The organism is Humibacter ginsenosidimutans (assembly GCF_007859675.1).
GTDB classification, from domain to species: domain Bacteria; phylum Actinomycetota; class Actinomycetes; order Actinomycetales; family Microbacteriaceae; genus Humibacter; species Humibacter ginsenosidimutans.
The window spans coordinates 3,590,993-3,605,885 of record NZ_CP042305.1 but is presented as its reverse complement, the minus strand read 5'-3'; the positions used below and the strand labels follow the sequence as shown (position 1 = coordinate 3,605,885).

Sequence of the window (14,893 nt, the reverse complement as noted above, 5' to 3'; positions counted from 1 at the left end):
TGTCTTTCTCTTCTCGCGGTGCGGTGGCGCGTCAGGGGTGGACGAGACGAGCCGCCGCGTCGACCACGGACGCGACGTCGTCGTCGGCAGGGTAGAGCAGGGTGCGCCCGACGACCAGCCCGTGCACCCCCGGGAGCCCGAGGGCCTTCTCCCACGACGCGTACGTCTCCTCCGGTTTCCCTTCCGGATCGCCGCCGAGCAGCAGCGTCGGCAGTGTGGTCGCGGCAACGACACGCTCCATGTCGTCGACCACGGGCAGCTTGAGCCAGGTGTACGCAGAGCTGGAACCGAGGGCGGAGGCGATCGCGATCGAGGTGATCACGGCATCCGGCGTCAGCACGTTGCGCACGCGTCCGTCGATCCATTCGCTGATGAACGGCTCGATCATGATCGGCAGTCCGGCGCGGGCTGCCGCGCTCACCGCCCGTGCGCTCTGTTCGAGGGTGCTGGCCGTGCCGGGGTCGGCGAGATTGATGCGCAGCAGCAGCTTCGCGAAATCGAGCCCGCTGCGCTGGATGGTCTCCACGTCGTAGCCGGTGTAGCGGTCGTCCATCTCGAAGGATGCCCCCCGCAGCCCCCCGCGGTTCATCGACCCGACCGCGATCTTGCCCTCGAGCGCTCCGAGCAGCGTCAGGTCCTCGATGATGTCCGGCGTGCCGAGAACGCCGTCGACGCCAGGCCGATCGAGCGCCGTGGCGAGCCGCTGCAGCAGGTCGTGGCGGTCGGCCATCGCCATCGCGTTGCCGCCCACCTCCAGAGCGCCGCGACCAGGATGGTCGGCCGCGATGATGAACAGTCGCCTGTCACCCCGGATGAGCGGCCGCCGGAGCCTCGCCGCGAACGCCGCAGCGATCTCCTCCGGCCGCTCGACGCGCACCCGTCTGATCCGGTCGACGTCCTCAGGCGCGAGCGGCGCGCCCCTGTGCTCACGCTCCGACACGGTCTCCCCCTTCCAGCGCGGCGTCGACCTCACCGGTGGTGGGCATGGCCGTCGAGCACTCGAGCCTGGATGCCACGATCGCGCCGGCGACGTTGGCGAAGCGGATGACGCGCTCCATGGGCCAGCCGGCGAGCAGTCCGTGGCACAGAGCTCCGCCGAAGCCGTCTCCGGCCCCGAGACCGTTCACGACCTCGACGGGGAAGGGACCGACCTCCACGACGTCGTCTCTGGTCTTGGCCAGCACGCCGTCGGGTCCGCGCTTGACCACGGCGAGCTCGACTCCGCGCTCGAGCAGGGCATCCGCCGCGCGGAACGGATCGGTCTCGCCGACCGCGATCGCGCATTCCTGCAGGTTGCCGACCGCGACGGTGACGTGCTCCAAGGCTGCGCCGACCTCGCGCGACGCGCTCGCTTCGGAGTCCCAGAACATCGGGCGGTAGTCCAGATCGAGCACCGTCAACGGCGCCCGACCCCTGGCATCCCAGGCCGCATGGTGGGCCGCACGACTGGGCTCGCGGCACAGTCCGGTGACCGTCGACCAGAAGATGCGGGCATCCCTGATCGCCGCACGGTCGAGCTCGGCCGGTTCGATGATCAGATCGGGAGCGATCGGCTCCCGGTAGAAGTACAGCGGAAAGTCGTCTGGCGGAAAGATCTCGCAGAACGTGACGGGCGTGTTCAGGCCGGCGACTGGTAGCACGAAGCGATCGTCCACGCCGAGCCTGCGCAGTTCACGATGGATGTACCGGCCGAAGGGATCCGCACCGGTGCGGGTGATGACCGCCGTGCGCTCACCGTGTCGCGCGGCGGCAATGGCGACGTTCGTCGCGCTGCCCCCGAGGAACTTGCCGAAGGTCTGCACGTCTTCGAGCCCCACGCCGTACTGCAGCGGGTAGATGTCCACACCCACGCGCCCCATCGTGATGACGTCGAACGGCCCGGTGTCTGCGTCGTCGGTCATCTGCGCACCGCACTGCTTTCTCTCCGCTGCTGGTGTCACCACGATACACGAAATCCGCAGTTTGTAATGACATACTTACATCACGCCTTTGCGGGGAGTACGCCCTGTCTGCGCACGCCGGCTCGCCCGGCGCTGGGTCGACTCGGAGGCAGGTCGCCCGGAAGGCGGGGTCGGCGCATGACGGGCTGCTGCGGAGCCGGCGGAGCCGCTCACGCAGAGTTCTGCACGAGCGGCTCCGTCGGGTCACGCAGAGTGGCTGCTCACGCCGCCACGTCGACCCAGGTGCCGGCCTCGGCGGAGTCGATCACGGCCTCCGTCACCCGCGCAGCGCGCAGGCCGTCGGCGAACCGCGGCAGGCCCTCCGGCTCCGCACCGGCGATCGCGGCGTAGGTGTCGGCGACGAACGCGTTGAACGCGTCCTGGTAGCCCTGCGGATGCCCGGACGGCGTCGTCACCAGCCGGGCCGCATCCGGTGCGAGCTGTTCAGCGTCCCGCGGGATCAGCAGCGAACCGCGCCTACGCCCCACCCACAGCGTCTCCGGCTGCTCCTGATCGAAGGCGACGGACTCCGTGGAGCCGGCCAGCTCGAGGTGCAGCCTGTTCTTGCGGCCGGGCGCGGCCTGGGAGACGAGAAGCGTGCCGATGGCGCCGCCTGCGGTCTGCACGGCGACGGCGACGGCATCCTCTGTCGCGATGTCGCTGTGCTCCGCACGGTCGGCGAAGAACGTGCGCTTGGTGGCAGCGACCTTCGACACGCGGTCGCCGGTGACGAACTCGATGAGGTCGACCAGGTGCGAACCGATGTCTGCGAACGCCCGGGACCGCCCGCCCGCCTTCGCGTCGACGCGCCAGTTGTCGTCGTCGGTCGACAGCAGCCAGTCCTGCAGGTAGCTGCCGTCGATCGTCAGCAGACGTCCGGCCTCGCCGGAGGCGAAGCGCGCGCGAGCCTCCCGCACCAGCGGATGGAACCGGTACACGAACGGCACAGTGGCCGTCACGCCGGCGGATGCCGCGGCCTGTGTGAGCCGCTCGGCATCAGCCACCGTCGTGGCCAGCGGTTTCTCGCAGACGACGTGCTTGCCCGCCTCGATCACGGCGAGCGCCTGCTGCGCGTGCAGCGCGTTCGGCGTCGTGACGTGCACGACGTCGACGCGGTCATCCGCGAGCAGGTCGTTCAGCGATCCGAACGCGTGCTCGATGCCGAGCTCCCTGGCCGCGGCGACCGCGCGCTCGACGCTCGACGACGCCACGCCGACGAGCCCGGCCCGTGCGGTTCGCGCCGCGCGGGAGTGCACCGTGGCCATGAAGCCGCCGCCGACGATGCCGACGCCGAGCGTCCAAGACGTGCCCCTCGCCTTCACCGTGCCGCTCGCCATCAGGAGAGCGTCGCCGTCGCCGGGTCCCACCCTTCGGGCAGAACGGGGGTCGGGGTGAACGTGCTCTCCACGTCGACCCACTCGCCGCGCTCCGCCGCCTCGATGGTCGAGACCATGACGTCGAGGGCGTGGAAGGCCTGCTCACCGCTGGCCCGCTCCGGCACTCCCGCCCGAATGGCACGGGCCAGCTCGACGACGCCGGTGCCGCGCGCGGCGGTCTCGCCCGCCACCTCGATGGTCTTCGGGTCGCCGTCACCGTGCAGCACGAGGTCGCCGACGAACATGTTCGGGTCGTTCACCTCGAGCGCGCCGTCGACCCCGGTGACCTCGAACAGCGTGCGCGAGATCTTGGAGTCGAAGCTGAAGATGCTCTGCGACGTCTGGCCGCTCTCGAACTCGAAGACGGCGGTGACGTGCGACGGCACGGTGACCTCGAAGGTCTGGCCGGCGAGCGGACCCGATCCGATCGTGCGCACGGGCTTCGACGTCGAGGCGACGGCCGCGACCCGCTTGACCGGGCCGAACAGCTGGATGAGCGCCGTCACGTAGTACGGACCCACGTCGAACAGCGGGCCCGCGCCCTCCTGAAAGAGGAACGCGGGGTTGGGATGCCACGACTCCGGTCCCGGCTGCTGCATCAGCGTCAGCGCGGTCTGGGGCCGACCGATCGCCCCCGACTCGAGCAGCCGGCGGGCGGTCTGGATGCCCGCACCGAGGAACGTGTCCGGAGCGCATGCCACCCGCAGTCCGGCGGCCTGCGCCGTCGACAGCACGCGGCGGCCGCTCTCCCGGTCGAGTGCGATGGGCTTCTCGCTCCACACGTTCTTGCCGGCGGCGACGGCCTGCAGGGCGACCTCCGCGTGAGCCTTCGGGATCGTGAGGTTGACGACGATCTCGATGTCGGGATCCGCCAGCAGCTCCTCGACGGTGCCCGACGCAGGAACACCGAAGGCGGCGGCCTGCTCGGCCGCGCGCCCGAGGTCGATGTCCGCGACGAACCGCACGTCGACGTCGGGGAACGCCGTCAGGTTGGTGAGGTACTGCGTCGAGATGTTGCCTGCGCCGATGACGCCGACGCCGACCGGTCCGTTCTTGGTCTCGCTCACGCCAGGCCCTCCTTCGTGAGGAACGCGATGCTGTCGATCACGGCGGTGAAGCGGTTGTCTCTCGAGTCGTCGAGCTCGACGACTCGCAGCGCGTTCGGGGCGGCCTCGATGATGTCGCGCACGGGCAGCGATCCGCTGCCGACCGCGACCTGGTCCTTGGTCTCCTTGGTGCCTGGGCCGTCTTTGACGTGGATGGCGACCACACGGTCGCCGAGGCGCTTCAGCACCTCGACGGGGTTCTCGCCTCCGACCGCCACCCAGTAGGTGTCGAGCTCGATGACGACATCGGGGTCGAGCCGGTCGACGAAGTACTCGAGCGCGTTGCGTCCCTCGATCTTGTTCTCGAACTCGTGCGCGTGGTTGTGGTAACCCACCCGCACGCCGTGCTCGGCGGCGATCGTCGCCGCGTGGTTCAACTGCGCGGCCGTCTCGTCGATGTCCTCCGCCGTGGTCCAGCGCTCCGCGGGCACGTGGGGGTCAATCACGGTGAGGATGCCCAGTGCCCGCGCGGCGTCGAAGATCTCGGCGATCTTCTCGTCGCTCTCACCGAGCAGGTGCACGTGAGTGGTCGGGGCGGCGAGCCCGGCAGCGGCGAGCGCGTCGCCGAGTCCGGGGAAGTCGGTGAAGGCGAAGGGCTCAACCTGCGTGTAGCCCGCTTCGGCGAGCTTGTTCAGAGTGCCCTGCAGGTCATCCTGCAGCGCCTCGCGCACGGTGTAGAGCTGCACGGATACGGGTGAGGTGGTCACGATTCTCCTCGTCGAGAGCCGGGCGTCGCGTCGGGACGAACGCTTGTCGCGCACGACGTTCCCGGCCGGTGGTGATTGGGATCGAATCGATTGAACCACACTTTTGCCACGGTGCAAGCAAAAGTTGCACGGGCACGGTCACACTTCGGACGACCGTCGACCGTGTGATTCAATCGAGGGATGCCGGTGCCGCCTCCCCCCACAGCGCGCACCGCCGAGTCCTCCGCCGGCGCGCTCGTGCCGAGAGACTCCGCCGACCTGCTCGCGGTTCTCCGCGACGGCACGCCCCGCACGAGGGCGCAGCTGGCGCACGAGACGGGGCTTGCGAGGTCGACCGTCGCCGCACGCCTCGAGGCCTTGATGGATGCCGACCTCATCGCAGCCGCCGCCGACGCGGCATCCTCTGGCGGACGCCCTCCCGCGAGGGTGACCTTCAACGCCGGTGCGCGCGTGGTGCTCGCCGTCGACCTCGGAGCCACTCACGGGGTGATCGCCCTCGCCGACCTGGCGGGCACGGTGCTGCTCACCGAGGCTGCGCCGCTGACGATCGCGGACGGCCCGGAACGCGTGCTCGGCTGGGCGCTGGAGACGGCGAAGCGGCTGCTGAAGGCGAGCCGGCGCCCCGCACGCGATCTGGCGGGAGTCGGCGTCGGCGTGCCAGGTCCGGTCGAGCACTCGACGGGTATGCCGATCAACCCGCCGATCATGCCCGGCTGGGACCGCTTCGACATTCCCGCCTTCATCAGGCAGACGTTCGACGTTCCCGTGCTGGTCGACAACGACGTGAACGTGCTCGCCCTCGGCGAGCACGCCGTGTCATGGCCGCGCGAAGACGATCTGCTGTTCGTCAAGGTGTCGACCGGCATCGGCCTCGGCATCATCGCGGGAGGCAGCCTGCAGCGCGGCGCCGCAGGCTCGGCCGGCGACCTCGGCCACGTGCGCGTGCCGTTCACCCGCGACACCCCGCGGCACGGCGACGAGGACGCCGACCTCGAGGCGCTCGCGAGCGGTCCGGCGATCGCACGGTACGTCGCCGAGCGCGGCACGCCAGCCGCGACGAGCGCCGACGTGCTCGCGCTGGCACGTGCGGGCAACGCGGATGCCGTCGCGGGCATCCGGCAGGCCGGTCGCGACCTCGGCGAGGTGCTCGCCACCTGCGTCAACCTGTTCAACCCGTCGGTCATCGTGGTCGGCGGATCGATCGCGCGTGCGGGAGAGCACCTTCTCGCCGGCATCCGCGAGGTGGTCTACCGGCAGTCGACGCCGCTGGCGACGCAGCACCTGCAGATCGTGCCGGCCGCGGCGGGCGAGACCGGTGGCGTGCTGGGCGCCGCGATCATGGCCGCACAACACGTGCTCGAGCCGGCCTGACGGCAGCCCGGCACCCCCGCGTGCCTTGGCGACGGCGCGCTGTCAGCGCCGCGGAGGGTCGAGCTGCGAGTCGGCGTTCGCCACGCGAAGGCGACGGAGCATGCCGCCCAATTCGACCACCTGGTCGGGATCCAGAGCGCGACCGAGACGCTGCGAAGTCTCGTCGGCGGCGATCGCCAGGCCCTTGGCCAGCATCCCCTTCCCCGCCTCCGTGAGCTCCAGTATCGAGGACCGACGGTCGGTCGGGTGCGCCGCCCGTTCGACCCAGCCACTGCGCTCCAGCCGGTCGACGGACTTGCTCGCACCGCCGACCGTGAGCCCGAGGCCGTCGGCGAGTTCCTGAACGCGACAGTCCGGCGTGCGGTCGATGTACCGCAGGGGAAGCAGAGCGATCAGCAACAGATCGAGCTCGGCCCGCAGCCGCCTGTCCACCGCCTCGAACAGCTGCATCTGCACCGTCACGAGGTCGGCGAGCAGGCCGGCGTTGTCCAACGGGCTCGCGGAGCCGGCCGCCTCTGCCGGCAGCGCCGCTGGGCTGCTCGCATCGACACCCGTCGAAGGTCGCTTCGTCTCTGATCTGGACATCATGTGTATTCCTGGTTATATTGTTCCCAGTTATCTTCCTAAGAAGATACATCCCGGGATGAATGTTCCCATATTAGCGATCCGCACGGCGATCGACGCCCGGATCGCTGTCGACACGCACGCGAGGAGAGCCACATGACCATCACATTCGACGATCGCGACATCGCGGGACACGCGCCGAGCGCGGCGGTGCTCGACCTTCGAAAGCGCTACGCCGACGACATCGGCGTGCGACCGGTCGCCGCCGACGTGACGACCGCCGACATGCTGCTCGACGGCATCCCCGCGATCGACGTGCGCACACCGGGCGTGCGCGACGATGGCGTGCTGCTCTGGGTGCACGGCGGCGCCTACGTCGCCGGTTTCGCTCGTGCCGCCGTCGGACTCGCGGGCGGCATCGCGCGCGGCGCAAGGATCAGGGCAGCCTCCGTCGAGTACCGGCTGGCACCGGAGCATCCCTTCCCCGCTCCCCTCGACGATGTGCTGACCGCGTATCGGGCACTTCTTCACGAGGGCGTTCCAGTCGATCGCATCGCGTTCGGCGGCGAATCGGCCGGCGGCGGCCTCGTGCTCTCCGCACTGGTCGCGCTGCGCGACGCGGGCGAGCCTCTTCCGGCGGCCGCTGTCGTGCTCTCGCCATGGACTGACCTGAGCCTGAGCGGTGGCAGCATCGCCACGAAGGCCTCGGCCGATCCGGTGCTGTCCGAGGCCGCATTGCGCCCCGACGCTCTCGACTACCTGGCCGGCTGTGATGCCCGCGACCCGCGCATCAGCACGGCGTTCGCCGACCTCACCGGACTGCCGCCACTGGCCGTGCACGTCGGATCGCACGAGGTTCTGCTCGACGACGCGGTGCGACTCGCGGCCCGCGCGGCCGAGGCCGACGTGCAGGTCGAGCTCACCGTGTATCCACGCGAACACCACGGCTTCGAGCACGGCGAGATGGCGGATGCCTCCTCCCGCGGTTCCCTGCACGCGGCAGGCGAATTCCTCCGGCGGCAGCTCGACCGCTGAGCCGGCGCCCGGCCGGATGGCGGTGGGCCCCACTCTCCCGCCGCTACCCCGCCGACTGCTCCGTCAGCGAGCATCCCAGCGCGAGCTCCGCGTACGACACGATGTTCGCGCGATACAGCTCGGTCGGATGCTCGAGCCCGATCAGCGGGTACAGGTCGTAGGCATCTTCGAGCGCCACGATGTTGCGGGCCACCGTGGCGATCGGCGCGGTCGGGGCGAAGGCGCCGAGCGCCGCGCCCACCTCGATGGTGCTGCGGTAGAGCATCACCTGCCGTTCAACGATCGAACGGTGCAGCGGCCTGAACCGCGGTTCCTCCCGCAGCAGCGGCACACTCTCGTACGCCATGCGCAGCTCGTCGCTGATGTGATCGGGCACACCGGCACGAATGAGCGCGAGGATGCGCTCCCGCGGCTCCGCCTCCCGCTCGGCGATCACGCGGCGCTGCTCGTACATCTCCTCGAGCACACCCTCGACGGTGGCGTACATCAGCTCGTCGAAGCTGGAGAAGTAGTACAACACGCTGCCGGCGCTCACCGAGGCCTCCGCGGCGACGGCGCGCACGTTGGTGCCGCGGATGCCGTGCCGGCCTGCCACCCTGCGCGTCGCGGAGATGAGTTCCGCGCGGCGCAGGGCTCGCTTCTGCTGCTCCGACACGGCGCACCTCGATTCGTTCAGGGCTGCTCGGCGACCTGCTGCTCGGTGACATTCGCCTCGTCGTCACCGCCGGTGGCGATGGTGGTGAGCTCAGCGTAGTGCTGCGGTCGCTTGGCCTTCAGCACGAATCCGGCGATGATGCCGCCGATGAAGAGCACGGGTGTCGGCAACAGCAGAATCCAGTTGATCGGCCCCTCCAGCCCTGTCACCAGGTCGAAGTTCGTGGCGATGAGCACGAAGCCGACGATGAGCCCGAGCGCGCCGAGCGCCGGCGCGATGATCACCCGCCACACGCTGTGGCCTCTGCGGTTGCGGGCGAAGAATCCGACGACCGAGATCGCGGCGACCGCCTGCGCGAACACCAGGCCCGCCACGCCGATCGAGTAGGTCGGCAGCGCGAAGCCGAGGAACGGATCAGTGCCGGTCAAGATCGTCACCACGATGGCCAGCAGCGAGATCACGGTGAGCACGAGGCTCGCGACGTGCGGCGCCCTCGTCGTGCCGTGCGTGCGGGCGAAGGCGCGCGGCAGCAGCCGCTCGCGGCCCATCGAGAACAGGTAGCGCGAGCACGCGTTGTGGAACGCGAGCAGGCAGGCGAAGAAGCTCGTGACGATGAGGATGCGCATCACGATGGAGGCCCACGCGCCGAGGTAGGAGCCCGCCGCGTTGAAGACCATGTCCTGGAAGTCGTTGCCGGCCGCGAGTTTCAGCACGCCGTTCGCGCCGAACGCGACGGTGAGCATCCAGAACGTGAAGGCGTAGAAGACGGCGAGGAACGTGATGGCGATGTAGGTGGCAGCCGGAACTGTGCGCTTCGGGTTCTTCGCCTCCTCGGTGTAGATGGCCGTGCCCTCGAAACCGAGGTAGGCGCCGAAGCCGAAGACGAAAAGGGCTCCGCTGCCCGCGGCGAAGAACACGTTCTGCGGGGCGAACGAGGCGAACGAGATCGGCTCGGGCCCGCCGTTGATGAGCACGGCCACCGCGAGGATGAGCAGGATCAACACCTCGGCGGTGAGCAGCGTCGCCAGCACCTTGGCCCCTACGTCGATGTGCCGGTAACCGAGGATGCCCACGATCACCAGTGCCACCAGCGCGTAGACCCACCACGGCAGGTCGACGTTGAACAGGTCTTTGAACGTGGACTGGCCGAAGAAGCCGACGAAGCCGTAGAAGCACACGCAGAGAAAGCCGTACGAGAAGATCGTCAGCAGCGCGATGCCGATGCCGGTCGGCTTGCCGAGACCGCGCGCACCGTAGATGTAGAAGGCGCCGGCGTTGCGCACGTACCTCGTCATGGCCGTGAAGCCCACGGAGAAGAGGATGAGCACCACGCCCGCTGCGAGCATGGCTCCCGGTCCGCCGATGCCGCCGATGCGGAATCCGGTGGGCGCCGCACTGGCCACGACGGTGAGCGGGGCTGCAGCCGAGACGACGAAGAACACGATCGCCCAGACTCCGAGGCGGCGCGGGGCGAGAGATCCCGGCGCCTCCGTTCGTTCGACACTGCGGGTTTCTTGCTGAGACATCATCGGCTCCTTGGCGGGTAAGCGGCGTCGCGCCCACGGTGTAGGGCCCGGCAGAATTCGGGATCGAGTGCGGCGCGAGGGCACCTTCACCACTCTTTGAACAGGGATTCAAACCCGTTAAGGTGCATGATGTCAACACTTGAAGCGGTTTCGCCGCATAATTCTTGAACCAGTGTTCAAACAGGAGGTCACCGATGACCACGTCACAAAGGCCCGACGGCTCCGGCCTTCGGGCCCGCGATCTCGGCATCCCGCTGCCCGGTGAGACCGGCCGATTCAACGCCATCACCGACGTGCCGGGTCTCGAGGTGGGCTACGTCACGCTGGTCGAGGGCGAGCGGGTGCGCACGGGCGTGACGGGCATCCTCCCCCGCGGCCGCGAAGGCGTCGGCGTGCCGGTCGCGGCCGCCGTGCACTCGTTCAACGGCAACGGCGAGCTCACCGGCAGGTCGTGGATCGACGAGTCGGGATCGTTCTCGATGCCCATCGGCATCACCAACTCGCACGCGATCGGAGCCGTGCATTCCGGCATCGACGCGTGGGTCGCCGAGCACCGGCCCGAGGTCGCGGCCCAATGGATGCTCCCCGTCGTCGGCGAGACCTGGGACGGCTACCTCAACGACATCAACGGGCAGCACGTGCGTGCCGAACACGCCGCAGCCGCGTTGGATGCCGCCACCGGCGGCCCGATCGCGGAGGGCTGCGTGGGCGGCGGCACCGGCATGAACTGCTACGGCTTCAAGGGCGGCTCCGGCACGGCGTCGCGGCTCGTGCGCCACGGTTCGACGACATACACCGTCGGGGCGTTCATCCAGGCGAACTTCGGGGGTCGCGCGGAGCTGATGCTCGGCGGCATGACGCTCGGGCGCGACTCCGCGGCGCCGAACCCGATGGACGACACCGACTGGTTCGCGCTGGATGCCACGCGCTCCCGCTCCGGCGCCGGCTCGGCCATCGTGGTCATCGCCACCGACGCGCCGTTGCTGCCCGGCCAGTGCGCGGCGCTCGCCCGCCGAGGTCCGCTCGGCCTCGGACGCAGCGGCACGGCCGGCAGCCATTTCTCCGGCGACATCATGCTCGCCTTCTCCACCGCGAACGCGGGCGGGCTCACCTCGCGCATCCCCGCGGGACCTGCGACGGATGCCGATTACGAGTCGCTCACGTTCGTGCCGTGGGGGCACCTCGACCCGGTCTACACGGCCGTGGTGCAGGCCGTGGACGAGGCCGTGTGGAACGCCTTGGTCGCCGCCGACGACATGACAGGCCGCGACGGACACTTCAGCCCCGCGCTGCCGCACGACGAGATCCGGGCGGCGGTGAAGCGGCTGGCGCGCTGAGGATTCCCGAGCCGCGAAACCCCGCGCCTGCAGCGAGAGTGTCGCACGCTGCACGGCACAATGGACGGGTGACCGACACGATGCTCTCGCTCTTCGACGACGAGCAGGAGTATCCGCGGGTCTACCCGCACGAGCGGCGCATCCTCGCCCATTCCTCCGACCGTGTCGCCTGGCTGCGTGCCAGGGCCCGCGGCATCACGGCGACCGACGTGGCGAAGCTGTCGACGCCCGCCTCGGTGATCGCCGCCGCGAGACAGAAGGTCTACGGAAGCGGATTCAGCGGCAACGCCTACACCGAGCACGGCAAGGCGCGCGAGCCGCAGATCGCCCAGTGGATGCTCCGCGAGCACGGCATCGCGGGCAGCGACGCGCTGTTCCACGCCGAGCGCGAGCGCCGGCATCTCGCCACCCCGGATGGGCTCGCGGTGCGCGACGGCGGGCGCCTCGAGCTCGCGGAGATCAAGACCACGAACAAGGCGTGGCGGAGCATCCCGCGGCACTACCTACGTCAGATCTGGTGGCAGCAGTACGTGCTCGGCGCCGAGCGCACCCTGTTCGTGTGGGAGCAGCACGACGACTTCGTGCCGATCGGCGACCCGCAGTGCCGATGGGTCGATCGCGACGACCGCGAGATCACGGCTCTCGTGGGCCTTGCGACGCAGCTGATCGCGACGCTGGCCGCCGGCAGCGTGTGAGAACTATCCACCCACCTCGATGAGCTTGACACGCGACGATCCGCCGCGCACGATCCGCACGTCGGCGGGACGAACCTCGAGGTACGAGGCGAGCGCCCGGACCACGGCATCGTTCGCCGCGCCATCGACGGCTCGTTCACGCACGAACACCAGCAGCTCCACGCCCGGCCAGGCGTCGGTCGGCTCGACCAGCGGGCCCTTGCGGCTGCCAGGCGTGACGCGAACGGTCAGGCGGCGCGGGGCGAGCGGCGCCGCCATCAGCGGGTGGCCGCCTCCGGTGCCAGCGCCCGCTCGTACACGTAGTCGTCTTCGAGCACCTCGCCGACGAGAAAGTGCTTCACGCCCACGCGCTCGAACCCGCTCTTGGCGTAGAAGCGCTGGGCGCGCTCGTTCTCCTCGTTGACGCCGAGCCACATGCCTGCGGCGCCCGCCTCGCGGGCCGCGTCGATGGATGCCTCCATGAGTCGCGCCGAGACCCCTGCGCCATGGTGCCCAGGCAGCACGTAGCACTTGCTCAGCTCCGCGGCGGGGCGCAGTGTGATCGCCGCCGCGGCATCCGCGTCGTGCGGCTCGCCGAAGACGACCATCGTGTAACCGACGAGCTCGCCGCCCTCTTCGGCGACGAACAGCACACGCTGCGGATCGACGAGGTACTCGGCGAAACGCGGCTCGCTGAGGTGGACGGCGATGAAGGCATCCTGTGCCTCGCGCGTCGACCCGGGCGGGCAGGCCAGCGGAAACGTGACGGCGGCGACGGATGCCAGTGATTCGGCATCCGCCGCCGTCGCCCGCCTGATCACTACCGAAGTCATGCGACAACGGTAGCGGTCGGCACCGCGTCACACCGCGATCGGCAGCTCGTCGCGCTCGCCGACGAGCCGCGCGTGCTCGCGCGCCGACTTCGGCTGGGCCGGGGTCTCCGGCTGAGTGGTCGATTCGGTCGTCGGCGTCTCTCCCAGGTACCGCGTGTACGCCATCACCGTGAGGAACGCCGGGTACTCGGGCCGCAGTGCGACCTGCTCGAGCACCTTCACGGCGTCGTCGAAGCGATCGGATGCCGTGCGCGGCAGCTGACCGAGCACCTCGTCGCGCAGCCGGTGCACGAGTTCGACATCGATGCGTTCGCCCTCTGCCGTGACGGTCTCGTTCTCGATCCACTGCCAGAGCTGCGAGCGGGCGATCTCCGCAGTGGCGGCATCCTCCATGAGGTTGTCGATGGCCGCGGCGCCGACGCCGCGCAGCCACGACTCGACGTAGCGCAGCGTGACGGCGATGTCGTCGCGCACGCCGGCGAGCGTCACCTCCCCACCCGCCCCCTTGAAGGCGAGCAGGTCGGACGCCGTGACGTGCATGTCGTCCCTCGTGCGCTCGAGCTGGTTCGGCCGCTCGCCGAGCACGGCGTCGAACTCGGCCTGGGCGATCGGGATCAGATCGGGATGCGCCACCCACGTGCCGTCGAAGCCGTCACCCGCTTCTCGGCGCTTGTCGTCGGTGACCTTCGCGAACGCGCGCTCGGTGACCTCGGGGTCACGTCGGTTCGGGATGAACGCGCTCATGCCGCCGATGGCATATGCGCCCCGCCGGTGGCACGTGGCGACCAGCAGCTCGGTGTAGGCGCGCATGAACGGCGTCGTCATGGTGAGTTGTGTGCGGTCGGGCAGCACGTACTCGCTCCCACGGGAGCGGTAGGTCTTGATGATGCTGAACAGGTAATCCCAGCGTCCGGCGTTGAGTCCGGCGCAGTGCTCGCGCAGCTGGTAGAGGATCTCCTCCATCTGGAACGCGGCGGGCAGGGTCTCGATCAGCACGGTGGCACGCACGGTGCCGCGAGGCATCCCGATGCGCTGCTGCGCGAAGACGAAGACGTCGTTCCACAGCCGCGCCTCTTCGTGGCTCTCGATCTTCGGCAGGTAGAAGTATGGGCCACGACCGGCGTCGACCAGGCGCTGCGCGTTGTGCCAGAAGTACAGGCCGAAGTCGACGAGGCTTCCGGATGCCGGCAGGCTGCGCCCCTGCCGGTCGACGAAGTGCAGGTGCTTCTCGGCCAGGTGCCAGCCGCGCGGGCGCATCACGATCGTGGGCGTGCGCTCGGCGGTGACGCGGTACTCCTTGCCCTCGGCGCTTGTGAACGAGAGGATGCCGCAGATCGCGTCGTGCAGAGAAAGTTGCCCCTCGACGACGTTGGCCCAGGTGGGGCTCGTTGCGTCCTCCTGGTCTGCCAGCCAGACGCGGGCGCCGGAGTTCAGCGCGTTGATGCTCATCTTGCGGTCGGTCGGACCGGTGATCTCGACGCGGCGGTCTTCGAGGCCGGGCGCCGCGCCGGCGACCCGCCAGGTCAGGTCCTGCCGGATCCATGCCGTCTCGGGCATGAACTGCGGGTCGCGACCGTTCGCGATCTCGACGCGGCGGCGCATCCTCTCGGCCAGCAGGTCGTGGCGTCGCGACGCGAAGCGGTCGTGCAGGTCGGCGAGAAAGCCGAGAGCTCCGGCGGAGAGCATCTCGTCGTAGCGCTCGCCGAGCGGCGCGGTCACCTCGATGCGGGGTTCGTGTTCTTCATTCGTGTTCATGATCGGTTCCTTCG

Annotated in this window: 15 protein-coding genes; 4 read left to right on the top strand and 11 right to left on the bottom strand. The window is 69.6% G+C overall.

Annotated features, from left to right (window positions below; genetic code table 11):
* Window positions 1-31: 31 nt before the first annotated feature.
* The 5 genes from FPZ11_RS16655 to FPZ11_RS16635 all read right to left on the bottom strand — a co-directional run bounded on the left by FPZ11_RS16655 (window position 32) and on the right by FPZ11_RS16635 (window position 5,129).
* A complete protein-coding gene (locus tag FPZ11_RS16655; RefSeq protein WP_210416053.1) occupies window positions 32-886 on the bottom strand; it encodes a Cgl0159 family (beta/alpha)8-fold protein in 855 nt (284 codons plus the stop codon).
* A 40-nt stretch (window positions 887-926) separates the two neighbouring features.
* A complete protein-coding gene (iolC, locus tag FPZ11_RS16650; RefSeq protein WP_146322177.1) occupies window positions 927-1,901 on the bottom strand; it encodes a 5-dehydro-2-deoxygluconokinase in 975 nt (324 codons plus the stop codon).
* A 260-nt stretch (window positions 1,902-2,161) separates the two neighbouring features.
* On the bottom strand, window positions 2,162-3,277 hold the full coding sequence (locus FPZ11_RS16645; RefSeq protein ID WP_146322176.1) for a Gfo/Idh/MocA family protein: 1,116 nt from the start codon (window positions 3,275-3,277) through the stop codon (window positions 2,162-2,164).
* On the bottom strand, window positions 3,277-4,383 hold the full coding sequence (locus FPZ11_RS16640) for a Gfo/Idh/MocA family protein (RefSeq protein WP_146322175.1): 1,107 nt from the start codon (window positions 4,381-4,383) through the stop codon (window positions 3,277-3,279). Before FPZ11_RS16640 ends, FPZ11_RS16645 begins: the two co-directional genes overlap by 1 nt.
* Complete coding sequence (locus tag FPZ11_RS16635) at window positions 4,380-5,129, bottom strand: sugar phosphate isomerase/epimerase family protein (RefSeq protein WP_246846326.1); 750 nt, start codon at window positions 5,127-5,129, stop codon at window positions 4,380-4,382. The genes FPZ11_RS16640 and FPZ11_RS16635 overlap by 4 nt, the downstream gene beginning before the upstream one ends.
* 180 nt (window positions 5,130-5,309) lie before the next feature.
* On the opposite strand from FPZ11_RS16635, the gene FPZ11_RS16630 reads away from it, so the two are divergent.
* Window positions 5,310-6,500 (top strand): ROK family protein, encoded by a 1,191-nt coding sequence (locus FPZ11_RS16630; RefSeq protein WP_146322174.1) that lies wholly within the window; start codon window positions 5,310-5,312, stop codon window positions 6,498-6,500.
* A 42-nt stretch (window positions 6,501-6,542) separates the two neighbouring features.
* Here FPZ11_RS16630 and FPZ11_RS16625 read toward each other — a convergent pair whose 3' ends face one another.
* On the bottom strand, window positions 6,543-7,088 hold the full coding sequence (locus FPZ11_RS16625) for a MarR family winged helix-turn-helix transcriptional regulator (RefSeq protein WP_146322173.1): 546 nt from the start codon (window positions 7,086-7,088) through the stop codon (window positions 6,543-6,545).
* A gap of 132 nt (window positions 7,089-7,220) precedes the next feature.
* On the opposite strand from FPZ11_RS16625, the gene FPZ11_RS16620 reads away from it, so the two are divergent.
* Window positions 7,221-8,099, top strand: a complete 879-nt coding sequence (locus FPZ11_RS16620) for an alpha/beta hydrolase (RefSeq protein ID WP_146322172.1) — start codon at window positions 7,221-7,223, stop codon at window positions 8,097-8,099.
* 43 nt (window positions 8,100-8,142) lie between these two features.
* Here the strand turns inward: FPZ11_RS16620 and FPZ11_RS16615 are convergent, their stop codons facing one another.
* Window positions 8,143-8,754 carry a TetR family transcriptional regulator gene (locus FPZ11_RS16615; protein WP_146322171.1) on the bottom strand — a complete coding sequence of 204 codons (612 nt, stop codon included), beginning with the start codon at window positions 8,752-8,754 and terminating at the stop codon, window positions 8,143-8,145.
* Window positions 8,755-8,771: 17 nt separating this feature from the next.
* Complete coding sequence (locus FPZ11_RS16610; protein WP_146322170.1) at window positions 8,772-10,280, bottom strand: APC family permease; 1,509 nt, start codon at window positions 10,278-10,280, stop codon at window positions 8,772-8,774.
* A gap of 194 nt (window positions 10,281-10,474) precedes the next feature.
* Between FPZ11_RS16610 and FPZ11_RS16605 the strand changes: the two genes are divergently transcribed.
* Both FPZ11_RS16605 and FPZ11_RS16600 read left to right on the top strand, forming a co-directional pair.
* Window positions 10,475-11,617 (top strand): DmpA family aminopeptidase, encoded by a 1,143-nt coding sequence (locus FPZ11_RS16605; RefSeq protein WP_146322169.1) that lies wholly within the window; start codon window positions 10,475-10,477, stop codon window positions 11,615-11,617.
* An 80-nt stretch (window positions 11,618-11,697) separates the two neighbouring features.
* Window positions 11,698-12,312 carry a YqaJ viral recombinase family protein gene (locus tag FPZ11_RS16600; protein WP_146322955.1) on the top strand — a complete coding sequence of 205 codons (615 nt, stop codon included), beginning with the start codon at window positions 11,698-11,700 and terminating at the stop codon, window positions 12,310-12,312.
* Between the two features lie 3 nt (window positions 12,313-12,315).
* Here FPZ11_RS16600 and FPZ11_RS16595 read toward each other — a convergent pair whose 3' ends face one another.
* Genes FPZ11_RS16595 through aceB form a run of 3 tightly spaced genes read right to left on the bottom strand, consistent with a single transcriptional unit; the run spans window position 12,316 to window position 14,879 of the window.
* Window positions 12,316-12,570, bottom strand: a complete 255-nt coding sequence (locus FPZ11_RS16595; RefSeq protein WP_146322168.1) for a DUF167 domain-containing protein — start codon at window positions 12,568-12,570, stop codon at window positions 12,316-12,318.
* A complete protein-coding gene (locus FPZ11_RS16590) occupies window positions 12,570-13,124 on the bottom strand; it encodes a GNAT family N-acetyltransferase (RefSeq protein WP_146322167.1) in 555 nt (184 codons plus the stop codon). Before FPZ11_RS16590 ends, FPZ11_RS16595 begins: the two co-directional genes overlap by 1 nt.
* Before the next feature lie 27 nt (window positions 13,125-13,151).
* Entirely contained in the window at window positions 13,152-14,879 is a 1,728-nt protein-coding gene (aceB, locus tag FPZ11_RS16585; protein ID WP_146322166.1) for a malate synthase A, read from the bottom strand.
* Window positions 14,880-14,893 lie beyond the last annotated feature (14 nt).

What these genes read in the sequence shown, in the direction of transcription:
- FPZ11_RS16630 (WP_146322174.1), top strand. Translation starts at nt 5,310, where the DNA reads ATGCCGGTGCCGCCTCCCCCCACAGCGCGCACCGCCGAGTCCTCCGCC.
- aceB (WP_146322166.1), bottom strand. Translation starts at nt 14,879, where the DNA reads ATGAACACGAATGAAGAACACGAACCCCGCATCGAGGTGACCGCGCCG.
- FPZ11_RS16625 (WP_146322173.1), bottom strand. Translation starts at nt 7,088, where the DNA reads ATGATGTCCAGATCAGAGACGAAGCGACCTTCGACGGGTGTCGATGCG.
- FPZ11_RS16645 (WP_146322176.1), bottom strand. Translation starts at nt 3,277, where the DNA reads ATGGCGAGCGGCACGGTGAAGGCGAGGGGCACGTCTTGGACGCTCGGC.
- FPZ11_RS16600 (WP_146322955.1), top strand. Translation starts at nt 11,698, where the DNA reads ATGCTCTCGCTCTTCGACGACGAGCAGGAGTATCCGCGGGTCTACCCG.
- FPZ11_RS16620 (WP_146322172.1), top strand. Translation starts at nt 7,221, where the DNA reads ATGACCATCACATTCGACGATCGCGACATCGCGGGACACGCGCCGAGC.
- FPZ11_RS16605 (WP_146322169.1), top strand. Translation starts at nt 10,475, where the DNA reads ATGACCACGTCACAAAGGCCCGACGGCTCCGGCCTTCGGGCCCGCGAT.
- FPZ11_RS16595 (WP_146322168.1), bottom strand. Translation starts at nt 12,570, where the DNA reads ATGGCGGCGCCGCTCGCCCCGCGCCGCCTGACCGTTCGCGTCACGCCT.
- FPZ11_RS16590 (WP_146322167.1), bottom strand. Translation starts at nt 13,124, where the DNA reads ATGACTTCGGTAGTGATCAGGCGGGCGACGGCGGCGGATGCCGAATCA.
- iolC (WP_146322177.1), bottom strand. Translation starts at nt 1,901, where the DNA reads ATGACCGACGACGCAGACACCGGGCCGTTCGACGTCATCACGATGGGG.
- FPZ11_RS16610 (WP_146322170.1), bottom strand. Translation starts at nt 10,280, where the DNA reads ATGTCTCAGCAAGAAACCCGCAGTGTCGAACGAACGGAGGCGCCGGGA.